Annotated in this window: 17 protein-coding genes; 2 read left to right on the top strand and 15 right to left on the bottom strand. The window is 42.0% G+C overall.

The window, feature by feature from the left end:
• Nucleotides 1-23: 23 nt before the first annotated feature.
• The 6 genes from rnr to KXJ59_RS10085 all read right to left on the bottom strand — a co-directional run bounded on the left by rnr (nucleotide 24) and on the right by KXJ59_RS10085 (nucleotide 5797).
• Nucleotides 24-2039, bottom strand: coding sequence for a ribonuclease R (gene rnr / locus KXJ59_RS10110; RefSeq protein WP_295204099.1), 2016 nt, complete (start codon nucleotides 2037-2039; stop codon nucleotides 24-26).
• Nucleotides 2036-3121: a tetraacyldisaccharide 4'-kinase gene (gene lpxK / locus KXJ59_RS10105; RefSeq protein ID WP_295204098.1), complete on the bottom strand. Its 1086-nt coding sequence runs from the start codon at nucleotides 3119-3121 to the stop codon at nucleotides 2036-2038. Before lpxK ends, rnr begins: the two co-directional genes overlap by 4 nt.
• Complete coding sequence (locus KXJ59_RS10100; protein WP_295204096.1) at nucleotides 3111-3680, bottom strand: 5-formyltetrahydrofolate cyclo-ligase; 570 nt, start codon at nucleotides 3678-3680, stop codon at nucleotides 3111-3113. Before KXJ59_RS10100 ends, lpxK begins: the two co-directional genes overlap by 11 nt.
• Nucleotide 3681: 1 nt before the next feature.
• Nucleotides 3682-4335, bottom strand: a complete 654-nt coding sequence (bioD, locus tag KXJ59_RS10095; RefSeq protein WP_295204093.1) for a dethiobiotin synthase — start codon at nucleotides 4333-4335, stop codon at nucleotides 3682-3684.
• 89 nt (nucleotides 4336-4424) lie between these two features.
• Nucleotides 4425-4964 (bottom strand): RsmD family RNA methyltransferase, encoded by a 540-nt coding sequence (locus tag KXJ59_RS10090; RefSeq protein WP_295204090.1) that lies wholly within the window; start codon nucleotides 4962-4964, stop codon nucleotides 4425-4427.
• On the bottom strand, nucleotides 4961-5797 hold the full coding sequence (locus KXJ59_RS10085; RefSeq protein ID WP_295204087.1) for a DUF3822 family protein: 837 nt from the start codon (nucleotides 5795-5797) through the stop codon (nucleotides 4961-4963). The genes KXJ59_RS10090 and KXJ59_RS10085 overlap by 4 nt, the downstream gene beginning before the upstream one ends.
• Before the next feature lie 67 nt (nucleotides 5798-5864).
• On the opposite strand from KXJ59_RS10085, the gene KXJ59_RS10080 reads away from it, so the two are divergent.
• Nucleotides 5865-7235, top strand: a complete 1371-nt coding sequence (locus KXJ59_RS10080; protein ID WP_295204084.1) for an MATE family efflux transporter — start codon at nucleotides 5865-5867, stop codon at nucleotides 7233-7235.
• A 127-nt stretch (nucleotides 7236-7362) separates the two neighbouring features.
• The gene (locus KXJ59_RS10075) at nucleotides 7363-8046 is read left to right on the top strand and encodes a hypothetical protein (RefSeq protein ID WP_295204082.1); all 684 of its coding nucleotides are present in this window, start codon (nucleotides 7363-7365) and stop codon (nucleotides 8044-8046) included.
• Nucleotides 8047-8149: 103 nt separating this feature from the next.
• Here KXJ59_RS10075 and KXJ59_RS10070 read toward each other — a convergent pair whose 3' ends face one another.
• The 9 genes from KXJ59_RS10070 to KXJ59_RS10030 all read right to left on the bottom strand — a co-directional run bounded on the left by KXJ59_RS10070 (nucleotide 8150) and on the right by KXJ59_RS10030 (nucleotide 18535).
• A complete protein-coding gene (locus tag KXJ59_RS10070) occupies nucleotides 8150-8410 on the bottom strand; it encodes an acyl-CoA-binding protein (protein WP_295204079.1) in 261 nt (86 codons plus the stop codon).
• A 132-nt stretch (nucleotides 8411-8542) separates the two neighbouring features.
• The gene (locus KXJ59_RS10065) at nucleotides 8543-9307 is read right to left on the bottom strand and encodes a tetratricopeptide repeat protein (protein ID WP_295204076.1); all 765 of its coding nucleotides are present in this window, start codon (nucleotides 9305-9307) and stop codon (nucleotides 8543-8545) included.
• A gap of 2 nt (nucleotides 9308-9309) precedes the next feature.
• A complete protein-coding gene (folB, locus tag KXJ59_RS10060; protein ID WP_295204073.1) occupies nucleotides 9310-9672 on the bottom strand; it encodes a dihydroneopterin aldolase in 363 nt (120 codons plus the stop codon).
• A gap of 132 nt (nucleotides 9673-9804) precedes the next feature.
• Complete coding sequence (gene trxB, locus KXJ59_RS10055) at nucleotides 9805-10752, bottom strand: thioredoxin-disulfide reductase (RefSeq protein WP_295204070.1); 948 nt, start codon at nucleotides 10750-10752, stop codon at nucleotides 9805-9807.
• A gap of 79 nt (nucleotides 10753-10831) precedes the next feature.
• Nucleotides 10832-11713: a DUF4249 domain-containing protein gene (locus tag KXJ59_RS10050; protein ID WP_295204068.1), complete on the bottom strand. Its 882-nt coding sequence runs from the start codon at nucleotides 11711-11713 to the stop codon at nucleotides 10832-10834.
• Between the two features lie 88 nt (nucleotides 11714-11801).
• The gene (locus KXJ59_RS10045) at nucleotides 11802-12659 is read right to left on the bottom strand and encodes an RNA polymerase sigma factor RpoD/SigA (RefSeq protein ID WP_026770093.1); all 858 of its coding nucleotides are present in this window, start codon (nucleotides 12657-12659) and stop codon (nucleotides 11802-11804) included.
• A 184-nt stretch (nucleotides 12660-12843) separates the two neighbouring features.
• A complete protein-coding gene (locus KXJ59_RS10040) occupies nucleotides 12844-16041 on the bottom strand; it encodes a multidrug efflux RND transporter permease subunit (protein ID WP_295204065.1) in 3198 nt (1065 codons plus the stop codon).
• 23 nt (nucleotides 16042-16064) lie between these two features.
• A complete protein-coding gene (locus KXJ59_RS10035; protein ID WP_295204063.1) occupies nucleotides 16065-17174 on the bottom strand; it encodes an efflux RND transporter periplasmic adaptor subunit in 1110 nt (369 codons plus the stop codon).
• Between the two features lie 23 nt (nucleotides 17175-17197).
• Nucleotides 17198-18535 carry a TolC family protein gene (locus KXJ59_RS10030; RefSeq protein WP_295204060.1) on the bottom strand — a complete coding sequence of 446 codons (1338 nt, stop codon included), beginning with the start codon at nucleotides 18533-18535 and terminating at the stop codon, nucleotides 17198-17200.
• Nucleotides 18536-18754 lie beyond the last annotated feature (219 nt).

The raw sequence follows: 18754 nt of genomic DNA, 5'->3' as shown, positions 1-18754 counted from the left end.
ATCAAAGATCAAAAAATCAAAAATCACTTCTTCCCCTTTTGACTTTTCACTTTTCCCTTTTCACTTTTCTCCTCCCCCAATACCCACTCATAATCCAATTGTCTTTTTTCAAGATTAGCCGCTATTACTTTGATGGTTACTTTATCGCCCATGCGGAATGTTCTGCCGCTTCTGCTGCCTACTAAACTGTAATCGCTTTCAACCAGTCTGAAATCATCGTAATCCGATAAACTCACCAGGCTTACGAGTCCTTCGCATTTATGCGCCACTGTTTCTACCCAAAAACCAAAACTGGAAACGCCGCTTACCACTCCTTCAAACATTTCACCGAGGTAATCGCGCATATATTCTACCTGTTTGTATTTATTGCCTGCTCTTTCACATTCCATCGCGGCTCGTTCCCTATCGCTGCTGTGTTTACATTTCTCTTCCATTTTTTTATCGATTGCAGGCTTTCCCTGTAAAACCGATTCGAGTACCCGGTGTACCAGCACATCAGGATACCTTCTGATGGGTGAAGTAAAATGACAATAATGTTCAAAAGCCAGACCATAGTGCCCAATATTTTCTGTCGTGTATACAGCTTTGGCCATGGTGCGTATACCTAATTGTTCCAGCACATGCTGCTCCGGTTTTCCCCTTACGGCTTCGAGCATACTGTTAAAACTGCGCGCGATGGATTCGGGTGAACCCAGGTCGAATTTGTGGCCATATTTTTTTGCAAAATCCATGAATGGTGCCAGTTTTTCTGCATCCGGCTGGTCGTGTACGCGGTATGGAAATGGAATGCCTTTTTTGTTGATCTGAATTTTAGCAATATTCTCGGCTACTGTTCTGTTGGCTAATAACATGAACTCTTCAATCAACTGGTGTGCTTCTTTGCTTTCTTTTACTACGATGCCAATTGGCTTTCCTTTTTCATCGAGTTTAAAGCGTACTTCCTGTGAAGAAAAATTAATGGCGCCTTTGCTGAAGCGTTTTTTGCGCATTCGTTGCGCAAGGTCATTCAGGAGGAGAATTTCATCTGCATATTTACCTTCTTTCTTTTCTATCACTTCCTGCACATCTTCATAGGTATAGCGATGATTTGAGTGAATGGCTGTTCTGCCCAGCCAGTATTGTTTAATCTCACCCTTTGTATTCATCTGGAAAATGGCGGAGAAGGTAAACTTATCTTCATGTGGACGTAAGGAACAAAGTTCATTGGAGATGCGTTCGGGTAACATGGGGTTTACACGATCGGGCAGGTACACAGAAGTTGCCCTTTTATAGGCTTCTTCGTCCAGTTCTGTATCGGGCTCAACATAATAACTTACATCTGCAATATGCACGCCAATCTCATATATACCATTGGAGAGTAAACGGATAGACAAGGCGTCGTCAAAATCTTTGGCATCAACCGGGTCGATGGTAAAGGTGAGGATATCGCGGCAGTCTTTTCTTTTTTTCAATTCTTCCTGATCGAGCACATCGGGTAACCGTTCTGCTTCTTCGAGCACATCTTCCGAAAAGAAAAGCGGGAACCCTGCCTGTGCCAGTAATTCTTTCATGGCTGCATCGTTCTCGTCTTCGGGTTGCATGATGTTTATAATTTCACCCACTGGTTTTTTATCATCCTTGTCCCATTTAACGAGTCGGGCTACTACCCTGTCTTTGTGTTTGGCTCCATTTAGTGATGACAATGGAATAAACAGATCGGGCATGGGTTTATCGGTATCGGGTACAAAAAAAGCGAAATTGGTAGAGAGTTGTACATAGCCGATGAATTCTGTTTGTCGTCTTGTAACCACTTCTGTAATCTTGCCTTCTTTTTTTCCGGTTCTTCCATTTTCTTTCACCACTTTTACACGAACAATATCGCCATTGAGTGCATTCATAAAATCGCCCGGACGTACCAGTACATCACCGGTTCCGTTATCAATCACCACATATCCCATACCTGAACGGGTTACTTCAAGTTTGCCTTTCAGTACCTGTACCTGTGAGGATTTATTTTTCTGTTTTTGCTTTTGTTTTTGTTTGGATGGTTTTTTGCTCATGTCATTGACTTGAAGCTAAAGTTCCTGATAAAATCAGTAACCATGGTATTAAATTGTTCACCTTCTCCGAACAAAAATTCGTGACGGATGGGCAATACATACATGGGCAGGTTAGCCAGTTCATCACGAAATTTCATGAGTCTGACCGCATCTTTCTCAGTAGTGAGTATGATTTTATCTTTAGCGTGTATCTGATTAAATTTTTCGCGGATTTCATTCAGGTCATCGATGGAAAAAATATGATGATCCGAATAATCCTGCTGGTAATAAGTATGTGTTGTTTCGTGCAGGTAATCTTTCAGGGGTTTAGGGTTGGCAATACCACATACCAGTAATACTTCATCGCGTGGCGTGAGCATCCATTCATCGTCGTAATTGAAAATATGGTAAGGTACTCCGTATGCAATACGGGTAAAAAATACCTGCTGGTCGGCCCTCGGCTTCAGGCTGCGTATAATTTGTTGTTTTTTTTCATTGCCCAGGTCTTGCGGACATTTTGTTACGATAATAACGGATGCCCTTTTAGCCGATGCTTTTTCATCGCGCAGGTCGCCGGTGGGCAGGTAAAAATCCTGTACATAAATATTGCTGTATTCTGTAAGGAGGATATTAAACCCTGCATTGATAGACCTGTGTTGGAAGGCATCATCCAGTATAATGGCCTGCAGATCGGGAATATCCTGTAATAATTGTGGAATAGCCACCAGTCTTTCTTCCCCCACGGCAACAGGCACCATTGGAAATTTCATGTGAAATAACATGGGCTCATCGCCTATTTCAAGCGCAGTGGTATTAACATTGGCCAATGCATAACCTTTGGTTTTTCTTTTATAACCCCTGCTTAATGTACCCACTTTGAACTGCGGGTTGAGCAGGTGCAGGAGGTATTCTACCATGGGCGATTTACCTGTACCCCCAACAGCCAGGTTACCCACACAAATAAGCGGGAAATTAAAACTGGCCGATTTTAAATAATGCTTATCAAACATCCAGTTCCTGATGCGGATTACCAGTGCATAGATAAATGCAACAGGTAAAAGCAACACACGAAATGATTTGAGAAAAAGGGTATTAAAATTCATAGATATCCTTCGGTGTGATACAGTAGTTCAAAGGTACATCAAATTCGTGGGTGTCTGTGATGGCAGCAACAGGTTCAAAATAGCTGAATCCTATTTTAACAGTATCAGGTCTGCATTGCGGAAGAAAACGATCATAAAATCCCTTTCCATACCCAACCCTATACCCTTTTTCATCACAGATAAGCATGGGTACAAAAACAAGATCAATCTGAACAGGATCGAGTACCGGTTCGTACAGGGGTTCTTCTATACCCCATTCATTTTTTTGAAATATAGTAGCTGCGTTTACGAGATGAGCCGTTATGGTATGTTGCTGTAAATCGCTTACGGGGTAAGCAAATTGTACCTGAGGGATAAAATGTTCAAGATAGGCTTCAAAAAGTGAGATATTCGGTTCTCCGTTTTGCTCCATCGGCGCATAACTCAATACTGTTTGCCAGTAACCCAGGGGCAAACGCTGAAACTGAATCAGCATCAGGTCATCCATCACCAACCTGTCCCTTGCGGAAAACTGTTGCCGTTCAGCTTTTAATTGTTGTCTTAACTCCTGTTTGGTCATATCACCCTGCTATCATTTTTTGTAATGATTCCCTTAACCGATCCGCATATACGCGAATCGTTTCAGGATCTTTCCTTTCAAGATACGCAATTGTTCCAAGTGAAGGATAACCCGTCCATTCCACGATTTCTTTTTCATAGTCGAGGTACTGGTCATTGAATATCCATCCGCTTATATTGAGTCGGGCCTGCTGGCAATAAGCGGCAGTGAGTCTGGAATGGTTGATACTGCCCAGGTAGTTCCTGCTTACTAAAATTACACGCGCCTCAATGGCTTTGGCGAGATCGGCTACTGTTTCTTTTTTATTCAATGGCACCAGTAAACCGCCGGCTCCTTCTACCACCAATGGTTTATGGCCGATACTGTCTACAATATTTTTACAATCTTTCTTTAGTTTCAACAAGTCAATCTCCACTCCTTCTTTCTCAGCAGCTATATGTGGTGATGCGGGCATCGAGAGACAATATGATTCTTTATGAATAACCGTATCGGGATTACTGATTAATGAAGCCACTGTCTGAGCATCGGTACCTGTTTCATAACCGGCCTGTACCGGTTTCCAATAATCGGCCCCCAATGCTTCTGTTACAATGGCGGCAACCAGTGTTTTACCGATATCGGTACCTATTCCGGTGATGAGGATTGGGTGGGGCATGATGTGAATGGTGAATCGGGAATGGTGAATGGTGAATGGGAAACGTTTTATTCACCATTCACCATTGACCATTGACCATTCACCTCGCATTATTCGTTTATAAAAAAAGAAAATAAGGTTGTTCCATAATTTCGTTGAAAGCTGAACCCTTCAAATTTTTCATAGTTATTTCTTGGGGTATGTTCCAATACAAAAAAGCCGGCTTTGCGGATCATTTTCTTCGCTACTATGATTTTGGGAATTTCATCGATGGGGCCCAATGCATAAGGAGGACCGGCAAAGATAAAATCAAAATCTTCGGTACAGGTATTCAGGTAAGCAAATACATCCATCTTCAGAATCTTATGGTTTTGCATACCCAGCATTTCAGCATTCTTTTTTATAAAGCCATGCATAACGGTATCTTTTTCCACAATAGTAAGATCGGCTGCACCTCTTGATGCCAGTTCATAACTGATACATCCTGTTCCCCCAAAAAGGTCTAGTGTTTTGCTGTTCTCAAAATTCATCCTGTTCTGGAGAATATTGAATAGTCCCTCTTTGGCTATATCAGTGGTTGGCCTTGTATGTGGCATATTGGCTGGCGGACTCACCCTCCTGCCTCCCCATTTTCCTGAAATAATCCTCATGCTACCGTATTAAAAAATGGGGTGAATGTATGTGGATGGTATTCTTCCAGCATACCCGGTAATAATGATTCTTCGGGTAGATTATGAAAATGTCTGTTGGTAAATAATTGTTGGAGCCTTCTATGCAGATCGCCATGTGGTTCAATAAAGCCACTCATTTCTATTTGCGTTTCTGCTGGTGTAATACCATGTTCTTTTAACATCGATAAAAGATAAAAACAGACATCTTCTGTTGTTTTAAATGCGAAAGTCTGAATCATCTGTAGTTGCTGATTTATCATGAGCACTGCAATGAATGAGTATGGGTATACCTGTACTTTGAGAAAATTAACCGGCAAATCGGTTCTTGCAGTTAGACGTTTTATAATACTGGTATAAAGATGTTGTGCCTGGAACAAATGAAAATGACGTACTGCCTGGTCTATAATGCTGGTTTTTACCCGGTATATCATGATGATGCCTAATGGATCAGCAAGTTTATCATGTTTAATTTCATACTTAGGTGAATCACCATAAATGAGGGTAAGATAATCTGATGCAGCAGCACTGCTCAATTTCTCCATAGGAACCAATAGCACTTCCTGAAAATTGTACAAAATATCAACGCTGCCTGTGTATTTATTTAATATCTGTGAATTGCTTTTTATTTCAAAAAAAACATCGCTCCAGTCATTGATATCATTCTCCAACTCAAAAAATTCAAATGCCAGTGATTGGTCTTTATCGGTAATGGAACAGGCAACATACAGCGAACCTATTTCCACACGAAGCTTACGCCCCTGTTCCTGGAGCAGTGGTGTGGGTGGATAGAATGCCATTGTTTTTCTTGCCATTGGGTCGATATTGTTTGCAATGATATAAAAAAAGCCACTGAGTTGCACAAGAGTTTAAGTAGTAGATTTGCGCCCGTTGATGGCAGCCAATAGTTCAAATATCAATTTACAAGTTTCTATTACCAACAGGCAGATATTAAGTATTGCCCTGCCTATTACCGCTTCCATTGTAGTGCCACAGATTAATTTCATTACGAATAATATTTTTCTGGGTGGACTTGGTCAGAAAGAACTGGGGGTGGCGGGTATTACTGGTGTTTACTACCTGATTTTTGCGGTGATTGGTCATGGACTGAACAATGGCTTACAGGCGCTTATTTCGCGAAGAGCAGGTGAAAACCGGGTGGATCAGATCGGTAACCTTTTTTCACAGGGTATCAGGATTTCGCTGGTTTTTGCCATAGTGGGTATTTTACTTACCTGGTTCCTGGCCCCTGTTTTATTTCGTTTTGCCCTGCACGATACAGAAAGGGTAAATATGGCCGTAGATTTTTTAAATATCCGGATACTGGGTCTGCCCTTTTTATATGTGTACCAGATGCGTAATGCCTTACTGGTAGGCACCAACCAAAGCCGATACCTGATTATAGGTACTGCGGTAGAAGCCATCGCCAATGTTTATTTTGATTATGGAATGATTTATGGCAAACTGGGCATGCCTAAACTCGGTTTTAATGGTGCAGCCTATGCATCCATTATTGCAGAATTTGCCGGTCTGGTTGTTATTTTTCTGGTGATACATATACAGGGCATCGGCAAAAGACTTGAACTGTTCAGGAATATTGGATATGACTGGAAGAATATTAAACTGATATTACGCATCTCCTCCCCTGTTATTTTGCAACTGGCCATCAGTATCATCAGCTGGGAATTTTTTTATATCCTGATTGAGCACCATGGCGAGCAGGACCTCGCCGTATCGAATACCATGCGGAATATTTTTGGTTTTTTTGGTTGTTTTACCTGGGCTTTTGGCGCCACTACCAATAGTATGGTGAGTAATATAATTGGTCAGGGGTTACAACACCGTGTTACAGAACTGGTAAATAAAATTATGACCTGGAGTGTTGGATTTGCGATATTGGTTTGTTTGTTACTGAACCTGTTTCCTCATGCATTTTTATCGGTGTATGGACAAGGGGATGCATTTATTGAAGCGGCCATACCGGTTATGCGTATCGTTTCGCTGGCGCTGGTACTGATGTCTGTTTCTGTGATCTGGCTGAACGCAGTTACCGGAACCGGTAATACACAGGTTAACCTCTATAGTGAGTTCGCTGCTATTTTTCTTTACTGTATCTATGTTTATATTGTTCTCGAAAAACTGCAATTACCTATTGAATGGGGCTGGGCCAGTGAAGGAATTTACTGGATTACTCTTTTAGTTCCCTCATTTTGGTATATGAAAAGCGGAAGATGGAAAACTTATAAAATGTAAAGAGCGGATTTCTTTATTTTTAATCATCCTTCTTCATTTTAACAGCCTTTTTTATCAGCTTTGTTAAACTAAGTTGAAGCCACGCAGCTATTTTATTCACTCATTTATCTATGCAAAAAACTATATGATGAAAACAACACTCCTGATTGGTGGTATGCTTATGTCAACTATTACATTTGCTCAGTTTAGTAAAGGCGATCATTTAGTAAGTGGTAGTTTTGGATTAAACTCAAGTGCTTACAAAGCTACTACGGGCAGTCCGGCAGACAGATCAAAAGGGTCTGGAATTTTACTGAGTATTGCCGGCTCAACATTTAGCTCAAACCTGGTACGAAATACTGTTAGCTTTTATGTTTCACATAATGTTTCAAAAACCAATCTGAATAATCCTTCCAATGCCTATGTAAGTACAGGGCTGAATTACGGATTAGCTTTCAGCCGTGCGAAATTATTACCCCTTGCCAAATCTTTGTACCTCAATTTTCCGTTTAATCTGAGTACGGGATTTACTTCTTCTTCTGTTGAACAATCTGGAGCAACGATAGAAAACCGATCGAAAGGATTTACGGTATCCGCAGGAGTTAGCGCAGGATTATTATATCAACTCAATAAACGTTGGGTATTAACTTTATCCTTACCTGATTTGGCCAGTGTGGGATATAGTACCACCAAGTTTGATGGTTATGTGAATGGGGTATTGCAGAATCCCTCTTTTCGTTCCAATTCATTCAATCTTACTTCAGGAATCGGCGCAAGAGCATTGGGAGATTTATCGGTAGGTTTCGGCTACATTATTCCAAGAAAAAAATAACTTACTCTCTGTGTAAACTCCTTCCCTCTCGTTCTCTGCGGTGAAGTTACATTGACCATTCACCGCAGAGAACGAGAGACAACAGAGATTTCGCGGGGTATTTTTAAGCTCCCTTTAGTTTGTTCACAAGGTCTATGTATTGCTGCATGGCATCTTCTTTACTCACCCCCTTTAACTTCTCCCATGCTTCATGTTTAAATTTGGCTACAAAATCGAACATATTTTCCGGTGCAGCACCGGTATTGTCACCTTCTGTTGCCTGTTTATAAAGCGAGTATAGTTTCAGTAAAGTTTCATTATCGGGTTTCTCTGTTAATGTTTTGCTGTTGGCAACAGCTGTGGTAAATATTTCCTGTAATGACATGGTTTTATTTTTATTGAAGGCTCCAACGGAGTTTCATTCGCTATTAAAGATATTTCGTTTCTTGATTCCTTCTTTTTATAAATCGAAAAATCAAAGGTCTCCAAAGGAGTTCTACGAACACCCAATCAAAGATTACAACATCGACTCTAACAATTTAGCCCCCTCTGCTTTCAGTGCAATATCATCTCCTGTACGCGTGGGTAATTTCACGAGCTTATTCAACACTTCTATGGCTTTGGCAGGCTGACGGCTTTCCTTGTATGCTTTTGCCAGATCAAGATAATTGGCTACAAAATAAGGATCCAGTGTTCTGCATTTCTCCATGTATTGAATGGCTTTATCCAGATCGCTGGGAGGTAGTCCGCCGTACAATAATTTCACGGCTGCTTTCTTTAATCCCGATAAAGTGACCATTTCATAATGCCATTTACCCATGGTATAATTGGCGCGGGCATGATCGGGGTTTATTGATAAAGCTTTATCGGAATAGTGTTTGATGTCTTTTACATAAGCCACAATCTGTTTGTTTTCCGTTTCCACATCCGTCATTTTACCCGATGCCATAGCCATGGCATAAGGTGCATCAGCCTGATTACTGTCGGCCTGCCAGGCTCTTTTTGCATACGCAAGTGCGGTTTCATAATACAGCCGTTTGCTGTTTTTATCGTTCAGTTTTCCACCGATGGAGGCGCTTAGTTCTGCAGAACGTACCAGTGCTTTGAGGTGGGTTGGTTCCAGGGCCAGCACCTGTTTGTATTTTTCCAGCGCCTCATTGTCTTTCTGTACCCTTTCCAGGTTACTGGCTTCTTTAAGGAGAATATTGATATCCTGAGCAGAAGACAGGTTATGGCAAAACAAAAAACAAACAAAGAGACTGTATTGCAAGATTCTTTTCATGACTATAGGTCTTTTCGGTTCAGGGAAATTGATACGCCGGTAGCACCTGTAAATTGTGCAATCGGAGGATGCATTTTCCGGATAGAAATATGTACCTCTTCAGACAGAGAAAATTGTGCCAGAATATCCATGGCCATATTTGAGACCACTGTTTCCAGTAATGGAGTGGCTATCGCCATATGTTTTTTTACCAGTTCGTAGAGGGTAACATAGTTGATGGTTTCTTCTATCTGTTCTATGGGTAAAGAGGCAGGCTGGTACTGAACAGTAAGGTCAATGAGGAAATCATTCCCCAACACTTTCTCTTCCGCATACAACCCATGGTATGCGTGTATTTGTAACTGATGGAGATGAACTGAAAGCATGGGGAAAATATGAAATAAGGAATAAGAAATAAGGAATGAGAAAGTAAGGAGAAATATTATAATGAAAAAACGCCTATCACCACTTCCAGATTCCTCTGTTCCTTATTCGATATTTCTCTGTTTCGCTGTTTCTCAAGCCAGTCCTTTCGAAGTAAGGTAGCGTTCTGCATCGAGTGCGGCCATACAGCCACTGCCGGCGGCGGTTACGGCCTGGCGGTAGTTTTTATCCTGTACATCGCCTGCTGCAAATACGCCTTCTACATTGGTTTTAGTAGTACCGGGTACCGTTTTTATATAGCCTGTTTCATCCATATCAATCCAACCTTTGAAAATATCGCTGTTGGGCTGGTGACCAATGGCTACAAAGAAACCGCTGATGGGTATTTCCTGTGTTTCATTGGTCTGGTTGTTTTTTATACGTACCGCTTCTACTTTTTTCTCACCCAGTATTTCATCTGTATCGGTATTCCAGTACACTTTTATATTGGGTGCATTCATTACGCGATCCTGCATTACTTTACTGGCGCGCATCTGATCGCGGCGGATGAACATGTGTACGTTTGTACAGAGTTTTGATAAATACAAGGCTTCTTCAGCAGCCGTATCTCCTGCTCCTACGATGGCCACTTCTTTTCCTTTAAAGAAAAAGCCATCGCAAACGGCGCAGGCACTTACGCCAAAACCATTCAAACGCTGCTCGCTTTCCAGTCCCAGCCATTTGGCTGATGCACCGGTACTGATGATCACTGAATCGGCTTCAATCCATTTTTCTTCATCAATTTCCACACGATAGGGTTGTTTGCTGAAATCTACTTTGGTAGCCAATCCATACCTGATATCTGCGCCCATACGGGCCGCCTGTTTTTCAAAATGCACCATCATTTCAGGACCCTGAATTCCTTCCGGATAACCGGGGTAATTTTCTACCTCTGTGGTGATGGTGAGCTGACCTCCGGGTTGGATACCCTGGTATAAAACTGGTTTCATATTTGCACGGGCAGCATAAATGGCTGCGGTATAACCAGCCGGACCCGAACCGATAATCAATACATGTACTTTTTCTGTTGCTTCACTTGCCATACTTGTTGTTTTACTATTTAGACGAACAAATTTATATAACCCTTGCAGTTAATACTTTTCCGTTTTACACAATAAGGGTTTATTTGGGGATAATCAGGCTGCGGTACTGTGCGGCATAACCACAAAACGCACCCAATGCTCCATTGCTGATATTACCAATGACTTTACCCGGTGATGAAAAGGGGTTTCCGATGGATTGAAAATTGAATTCCCAGGTGCGCCAGAAATCATAAGTAGGCTTTGTAATATTACAGAGTTTTACTGTGGCCGTGTCTCCTCTTTTAAAAAAGCCATATTCTTCAAATTCAATTTCTTCATTCCTGTTTACGCCTTTATCAATCTGTATCTCATAGGTTTTACCATCAATTATATTATCATCAAACACGCTGTTTCCGCCAGGCAGAAAAGGCTGGTTATTTACACTGGTAAAATACCGGATATAATTACCCAGGCCCGGTGGGTCGGTTACACGACCCATTAAAACCACTTTGGTCGTATCCTCATTATTTGGTGCTTTTTTCCACCAGAGTGAGTCCATGGTTTTGGTGAGCAGGGGTATTTCTGTTTCGCTGGTGTACAGTTTCCCGTCTACTGTAATCGTGAGTTTGTATTTTCTGCCCTGTTGCCCAAACAGTTGTTGCGGATATAACGGGTCGTTACTATAATAAAAGATGCGGTTACCATTGGCTCCCCGCAGTTCAAATTCTTTCATCGGATAAACAGTATTACCTTCCTGTATGCTTACTGTAGCATTGTGTACAAAAGAATTGGCCAGTTCTGCAGAATCGATGCTGGAGAAAAAATTAAGAGAGCGGCTCAACAGAATAAAGGGTGGACGATTGTTTTCTATTTCAGCATCCACCACTAATTTAGGTGCAGAAGCGGTGGGAACTATTGAAATATCTCTTTCACAGGCTGTCAATAAAATAATGATCATCAAAAATCCTGTCCATCGTTTCATGGTGCAAATTTATCCCAAATTGGGTGATCAAAATGTTATAAAAAAGCCCCCCGGTTTTACGGGAGGCTTTTGTGAGTTTTGGGTTGAATTAACCGAGGTACGCTTTCAGTGCGTTGCTGTAACGCGCTTTCTGTAAACGTTTGATGGCCCTTTCTTTGATCTGGCGGATACGTTCTTTGGTAAGATCGTATTTCATGCCAATCTGCTCAATGGTTACTCCATTTTCACCGTCGAGACCAAAATACGCATTTACGATTTCGGCTTCACGTGGGCTGAGTGATTTGAGTACGCGGCGAATTTCTTCACGCAGTGAATCTTTCATCACATCATCATCGGTATCATCGCTACCTTCCAACAGGTCGCCCATGGCCACGTCTTCTGCTTCGTGCACAGGTGCATCGAGTGAAGTGTGACGGGTGTTGCTCTGGAAAATGTTGTTGATCTCGGTTTCGCTCATTTCCAGGATTTCAGCCAGCTCTTCTGTTGAAGGCTCGCGCTCATGTTCCTGTTCAAAAGCCATATAGGCTTTATTAGCTTTGTTATAAGTGCCAATTTTGTTTTGAGGCAGGCGGACTAATCTGCCCTGCTCTGCCAACGCTTGTAAGATAGACTGGCGAATCCACCATACGGCGTATGAGATGAACTTAAAACCCTTGGTTTCATCGAAACGCTGGGCTGCTTTTATCAAACCGAGGTTACCCTCGTTGATCAGATCGCTAAGAGATAGGCCCTGGTGTTGGTACTGCTTAGCAACAGATACCACGAAACGTAAGTTGGCCTGCACCAGTTTGTCGAGTGCTCGCTGATCACCCATTTTGATTCTTTGAGCCAGTGTTGTTTCCTCTTCAGGTGTGATCATCGGAATTTTAGAGATCTCCTGTAAGTACTTCTCAACGGCCTGAGAATCGCGATTGGTAATCTGTGTTGCAATTTTGAGCTGCCTCATGTTGTGCTGTTATCTATTTATATAAACGAATATTAGACCCTGAATGTTGCATAAAAGCTGTCAACTGTTTCGTTAAAATTTAGCAGCAAACCGGCTTTCAGAAGCGTGCAAAAGTACGACTCAGCCTCGGAATATGCCAGTTTTTGTGGAAAAACTTACATAAATGGGCAAAATTTCCTGCACTTTAACTGATTCTACCCTCTGCAATCGATTGATCAACAGCCTCTTCTGTTTTATGCTCTTCTCTTAACCTTCTCAGTTTGCGGCCATAGGCTATTTTGGTAAACAGCACAAAAAGCACCGGTACCACAAAAATGGCCAGTGTGGTGGCTGCCAGCATACCCCCAAATACTGTCCACCCAATCGTTTTCCTCGACTCCGCCGCCGCCCCGCTTGCAAATACCAGGGGCAGCACCCCAAGAATAAAGGCAAAAGAAGTCATGATAATGGGTCTCAAACGCAGTTCTACGGCCTGTAAAGTAGCTTGCACCACTTCTACCCCTTTATCAACCCTTTCTTTGGCAAATTCCACAATGAGGATGGCATTTTTGGCCGCCAGCCCTATCAGTGTTATCAAACCTATCTGGGCATAAATATTATTACTGATAGATGGCAGGAAAGTGAGCGTCAGTATCGACCCGAAAGCGCCAATGGGTACAGCAAACAATACTGAGAATGGAATGGACCAGCTTTCGTAGAGCGCCGCGAGGAAAAGAAACACAAATACAATTGAAATAGCAAAAATATAAGTGCTGCTTCCGCCGGCTTTTATCTCTTCGCGACTCATACCGGTAAACTCATATCCATAACCGGCAGGTAATTCTTTCTCCGCTACCTGTTTGATGGCTTCAATTGCTTGTCCGCTGCTGAAACCGGGTTTGGGCGTGCCGTTGATGTCTACAGATCTGTATAAATTGAAATGGGTAATCAAAGCAGGGTTCTCGATAACCGTTGTTGTAACCAATGAGGAAACAGGTATCATACTACCCTGACTGTTGCGTACATAGTAATTAGATAATTGTGCAACGGATGACCTGAAATTACTATCTGCCTGTGCCACTACCCTGAAGTTGCGGCCATATAAATTAAAATCATTCACATAAGTGCTACCCAATAAGGTTGAGATGGTTGTATAGACTTCTGCAATGGAGACTCCTAATTTTTTTGCTTTTTCCTTATCAACATCGACCCTGTACCCGGGGGTTTTGGTGGAGAAAAAAGTATAGGCTGATCCGATCTCGGGTCTTTGATTCAACGCACCTATAAATTTCCGCGCCACAGCTTCAAATTGCTGAATACTATCGGTACTGGTAGTCTGCTGTAACACAAAACTAAATCCGGATGTTTGTCCCAGACCCGGAATAGCAGGTGGTGAAATGGGCAATATCCTGGCTTCTTTAATATCTGCTACTTTTTTCTGGATGGATGCTATTACGCCTTGTACCTGTAATTCTTTTGATTTACGCTGATCCCAGGGTTTGAGACTGATAAATATGGTGCCCGTATTTGATTTGTTAGAAAAACTGATGAAATTCAATCCTGCCAGTCCGCCTGCTACTTTTACCGCGGGTATCGATACAATACGCGCCTGTAGTTCTTTCATCATGGCAATATTCCTGGTGGTGGATGTACCTTCGGGCATTTCATACGTTACAAATAAACGGCCCTCATCTTCGGTGGGTATAAAACCTGATGGTTTGTTTTTGAACAGCAGGTACAAGCCCGCAAATAAACAAACCATCATCACCAATACATAGGGTGTTGCTTTGATCCATTTGCCTACACTTCTTCCATAACCTCTGGTAACCCGTTCAAAACCTTTATTAAAACTGATAAAGAAACGTTCTAACCAGTTTTTCTTTGCATCTGCCTCTTTAGAGGGTTTTAACATGATACTGCAAAGTGCCGGAGTTAGCGAAAGTGCTACGAATGCAGAAATTAAAACCGATACCGCAATGGTAATGGCAAACTGCTGGTATAATCTTCCTACGATGCCGGGAATAAATCCAACAGGAATAAATACAGCCGCCAATATCAATGCAATAGCAATAACAGGACCTGAAATTTCTTTCATGGCTTTTTTAGTGGCTTCTTTCGGCGACATTTTCCCATGATCAATATTGTGCTGAACTGCTTCCACTACTACAATGGCATCATCTACCACAATACCGATTGCGAGTACAAAAGCAAACAGCGTAAGCGTGTTGATGGTAAACCCAAATGGGATAAAGAAAATAAAAGTACCAATCAATGAAACGGGAATAGCCAACACAGGAATCAATGTGGCGCGCCAGTTCTGAAGAAACAGAAAGACCACAAATACCACTAACAGCAATGCTTCCATCAATGTATCCAGTACTTCACTGATCGATACTTTTACTACCGATGCAGTCTCGAGCGGCATCAGGTAATCGATATCTTTGGGAAATGTTTTCCGCATGTTTTCCAATGCAGCTACCACTCCATTATAAGTATCGAGTGCATTGGCACCCGGTGCCTGATAAATCAAAATAAAGGCACAGGGTTTACCATTAACGAATGCATTGGTGGCATAATCAAATTTTCCCAATTCAACACGTGCCACATCTTTCAGGTAGACTATACTACCGCTGGCGGGTTGTGTGCGGACTATTATTTTTTCAAACTGTTCCTTGGTATTGATCCGGCTGTTGGTGAGTACACTGTATTCAAATACCTGTACGCCGGGTTGTGGATTACCCCCCACGGTTCCCGCAGCAATCTGTAGGTTCTGTTCTGTGAGTGCAGCATTAATATCGGCCGGGGTAAGTGATAGTGCGGCGAGTTTCTGAGGGTCGAGCCAGATACGCATACCAAAATCATCGGCACGCGCTACAATATCTCCCACACCTTTTACACGAAGCAACGCATCTTTCAAATAAATATTGGCATAGTTACCCAGGAACAATGCATCATGCGTGCCATTGGGCGAATACAGGGCCAGCGCAATCATGATACTCGGATTTCTTTTCCTGGTGGTTAAACCAAGTCGTTTTACTGCATCCGGTAAACTGGGTTCTGCCACAGCCACCCGGTTCTGTACATCAAGCGTAGCCAGGTCAATATTGGTACCTACTTCAAAAGAAACAGTAATACTGCTTTGCCCACTTCCAGTACTGTTACTGTTGATGAATGTCATACCCGGTGTTCCATTCACCTGCGATTCAATAGCCGTTGTTGTGGTTTGCTCTACTGTTTGTGCATCGGCACCAAAATAGTTACCGCTGATGGCAAAAGTAGGTGGTGTAATATCCGGGTACTGGGCCACGGGTAATGTACTGAGTGAGATAAGTCCCACCAATACAATCACAATCGAAACCACGATGGCAGTAACCGGTCTTTTTATAAATATATCTGCAATCATTCTTTCTGTTTTAAGGGATGCTTTTATTGTTTGGCGGGTATGGTAACTTTTGCTCCTTCGCGCAGGCTTTGTACACCTTCTACAGCAATCTTCTCTCCTGCTGTGAGACCTTCTGTAACAATAATATTTTTGCCAATCTGTTTACTGAGTTTCAATTTTCGCTGGTTCACCGTACTGCTGTCGGTTACCACATACACAAAGAACTCACCCAGTTGCTCGGTAATGGCTTTATATGGAATGATGACAGCAGTTTTATTTTGTTTATTCAATACCCTTACAAGTGTGGTCATACCCGGTTTCAACATATCTTTTGCATTGTTAAAACTTAGCCTGGTTTTGATGGTACCTGTCTGCGGATTTACCGCCCTGTCGATCAGGCTTATTTTCCCTGTATACGGATAGATCTCATTTCCAAAAGCAAGGGTGAATGTTGAATCGGTCTGCTTTTGTTGTTGTAATTGTGTAAAGCGATACAGGTCCTGCTGGTTCACTTCGAAATCAACAGCAATCGGATCGTTGGTGGAGATGGTATTTAAAATGGTTTGTCCAGCCACAACAGCCGTTCCTTCTTTCACTTGTGAAATACCGATGGTTCCTGAAAAAGGCGCATAGATGGTAGCAAAATTCACGCTGCTTTTTACACTGTTCAATGCCGCTCTGGCTGCTTCTACCTGTTTTTTGGCTGCGGCCAGTGCTGCATCTGCATAATCAACCTGCTGTTTGGCAATGGCGTCATTTTTATCCAGTTCATGATAACGGTCTGCATCTTTCTGGGCCTTTAAAAGATTGGTTTCCTGTACCTGTAAATTGGCCTGTGCCTGTTGGTAATTGGCATTATACACCTGTGCATCGATCGCATATAATTTCTGCCCTTTCTGCACGCGATCTCCATCCCTGAAAAAAACACCTGTAATATAACCGCTTACCTGTGCCCTGAGATCGGTTTGGTTTAAAGCTACTACCGTACCCGGATATTCATCATGGTAAACCGCAGTTGTTTCTTCCACTGTATCAACCGTTATAGCTACAGCAGGCGGCGCAGTTGGCTGTGTAACAGTGGGCTGATTGGTACAGGCTGTTACCAAGAGCAGTGCAGGTATGAGAATGCAGTATGATTTGTAATTGGAAAACATAGTATGTAATTAAATGAAATGAATTAATAGTTGATTTGTCCCAATGCCCGTTTTACATCTACTTTGCTGGCGAGTACCAGATAGAGTGCATTGTAATAATTGATTTGGGAAGTCCTTAAATCGGTTTCTGCTGTAATTACTTCGAGATAAGTTTTTACACCGGCTTTATACTGCAGGTCAATGATCGTGTACACTTCTCTGGCCAGATCGAGGTTTTCTTTCAGTGCCAGGTAATTGCTGTAGCTGCTTTTATAGGCGGCCAATGCCTGAGCATATTGCGTATTCACTGTTTGTTTAAACTGCAGTATATCGAGTGCATTTCTTTTGATCTGCCAGTTCACCTGGTCAATATTGGCTTTTCGTTTTCCACCCTGCACAATCGGAAAAGAAAGAGTAAGTGCGGCAAAAGAGTTGGGGAAATTATTACTGTACAATTTTCCAAACTGGTTATTCTGGTAATTGAGGTTATAGGCCCCGTTCAGGTTTACCTGTGGCAGAAATGCCCATTTCTCATATTGCAGACTCGCATTTAATAATTTCTGTTGTGTTTGTAGAAACCCAAACTCAGGTCTTTTGGTTATATCGGGTTGCTGAATGGTATCAAGAATTATTTCTCTTTCCAGCAACAGGCTATCGTAACTGATATTTAATGCAGTACTGTCAGGGTAACCCATCAGGTTTTTCAGGTAGCTCATTTTAGCATCAAGTACCGATTGATTAGCGGCCCTTGTAGCTTTGGTGTTGTTTAGTAAAATAGTGGCTCTTTTATAATCGGTTTTATCGGCAATACCTGCTTTATATTGGTTTGTAGCCACTTTCAGGCTGTTCTGTATACGGATGATATTTTCATCTGCTACTTTTATCTGTTGCAAAGTAGCCAGTACATCATAAAAAGCTTTTGATACACCGGTTACTACTTCCACTTTATTGATGCCTGTATTTTGCCGGGCCTGTGTTCTTACATCTTCTTTGCTCCTGTTGGCCAGTAATACATCGCGGTTGAAAATATGCTGCGATAAGGTAAACTGTGCGTTTGATGTATTATTTACGCCCAGACGAATAGGATTACCACCGATAATATTGGTAGGTACCTGAAAATTGTGCTGGAGGCTGTAATTAAAATTCAATTGCGGATACCAGGCAGAGAGTTTATTACGCAGGGTTGTTTCCACGATCTGTTCATCAATAACAGACTGTTTCAATACAGGCTGGTGCTTTAGCGCATATTGAATAACCTGATCGAGAGAGGCATTATGTAAGGAGCTGCTGTCGGGATCAGACTGTGCAGCACAGAAAAAGCTCAACAACATACAGGCATGTAATAAGTATATCCTGTAAGAGGAACGGATTGATAACATCATAATTTTTTCTTTTCGCTTTCTGGAATGGCTATACGCAACCGGCAGTTATATCAGCAGCACAAGGAGTTCAACAGTATACAAAAGATAGTAATTTGTACAATGAGGCTGTAAAGTTAAACAGGAAAAAATCACAGTTGCAACATTATTTTGTCATTTATGTTATAATTTGGATGAACGGGCAATCATTTTTAGCCCACACTTTTGAAGACCTTATATTTG

The sequence above is a fragment of the Sediminibacterium sp. genome, assembly GCF_019264485.1.
GTDB lineage: Bacteria > Bacteroidota > Bacteroidia > Chitinophagales > Chitinophagaceae > Sediminibacterium.
The sequence above is the reverse complement of the archived record's forward strand: the minus strand, read 5'-3'. Positions and strand labels throughout refer to the sequence as shown.

Excerpts from the sequence above, each read along its gene's own strand:
- folB (WP_295204073.1), bottom strand. The coding sequence starts at position 9,672 with ATGCTTTCAGTTCATCTCCATCAGTTACAAATACACGCATACCATGGG.
- rnr (WP_295204099.1), bottom strand. The coding sequence starts at position 2,039 with ATGAGCAAAAAACCATCCAAACAAAAACAAAAGCAAAAACAGAAAAAT.
- KXJ59_RS10065 (WP_295204076.1), bottom strand. The coding sequence starts at position 9,307 with ATGAAAAGAATCTTGCAATACAGTCTCTTTGTTTGTTTTTTGTTTTGC.
- KXJ59_RS10050 (WP_295204068.1), bottom strand. The coding sequence starts at position 11,713 with ATGAAACGATGGACAGGATTTTTGATGATCATTATTTTATTGACAGCC.
- KXJ59_RS10075 (WP_295204082.1), top strand. The coding sequence starts at position 7,363 with ATGAAAACAACACTCCTGATTGGTGGTATGCTTATGTCAACTATTACA.
- KXJ59_RS10030 (WP_295204060.1), bottom strand. The coding sequence starts at position 18,535 with ATGATGTTATCAATCCGTTCCTCTTACAGGATATACTTATTACATGCC.
- KXJ59_RS10090 (WP_295204090.1), bottom strand. The coding sequence starts at position 4,964 with ATGAGGATTATTTCAGGAAAATGGGGAGGCAGGAGGGTGAGTCCGCCA.
- bioD (WP_295204093.1), bottom strand. The coding sequence starts at position 4,335 with ATGCCCCACCCAATCCTCATCACCGGAATAGGTACCGATATCGGTAAA.
- trxB (WP_295204070.1), bottom strand. The coding sequence starts at position 10,752 with ATGGCAAGTGAAGCAACAGAAAAAGTACATGTATTGATTATCGGTTCG.
- KXJ59_RS10085 (WP_295204087.1), bottom strand. The coding sequence starts at position 5,797 with ATGGCAAGAAAAACAATGGCATTCTATCCACCCACACCACTGCTCCAG.
- lpxK (WP_295204098.1), bottom strand. The coding sequence starts at position 3,121 with ATGAATTTTAATACCCTTTTTCTCAAATCATTTCGTGTGTTGCTTTTA.
- KXJ59_RS10100 (WP_295204096.1), bottom strand. The coding sequence starts at position 3,680 with ATGACCAAACAGGAGTTAAGACAACAATTAAAAGCTGAACGGCAACAG.
- KXJ59_RS10040 (WP_295204065.1), bottom strand. The coding sequence starts at position 16,041 with ATGATTGCAGATATATTTATAAAAAGACCGGTTACTGCCATCGTGGTT.
- KXJ59_RS10035 (WP_295204063.1), bottom strand. The coding sequence starts at position 17,174 with ATGTTTTCCAATTACAAATCATACTGCATTCTCATACCTGCACTGCTC.
- KXJ59_RS10070 (WP_295204079.1), bottom strand. The coding sequence starts at position 8,410 with ATGTCATTACAGGAAATATTTACCACAGCTGTTGCCAACAGCAAAACA.
- KXJ59_RS10045 (WP_026770093.1), bottom strand. The coding sequence starts at position 12,659 with ATGAGGCAGCTCAAAATTGCAACACAGATTACCAATCGCGATTCTCAG.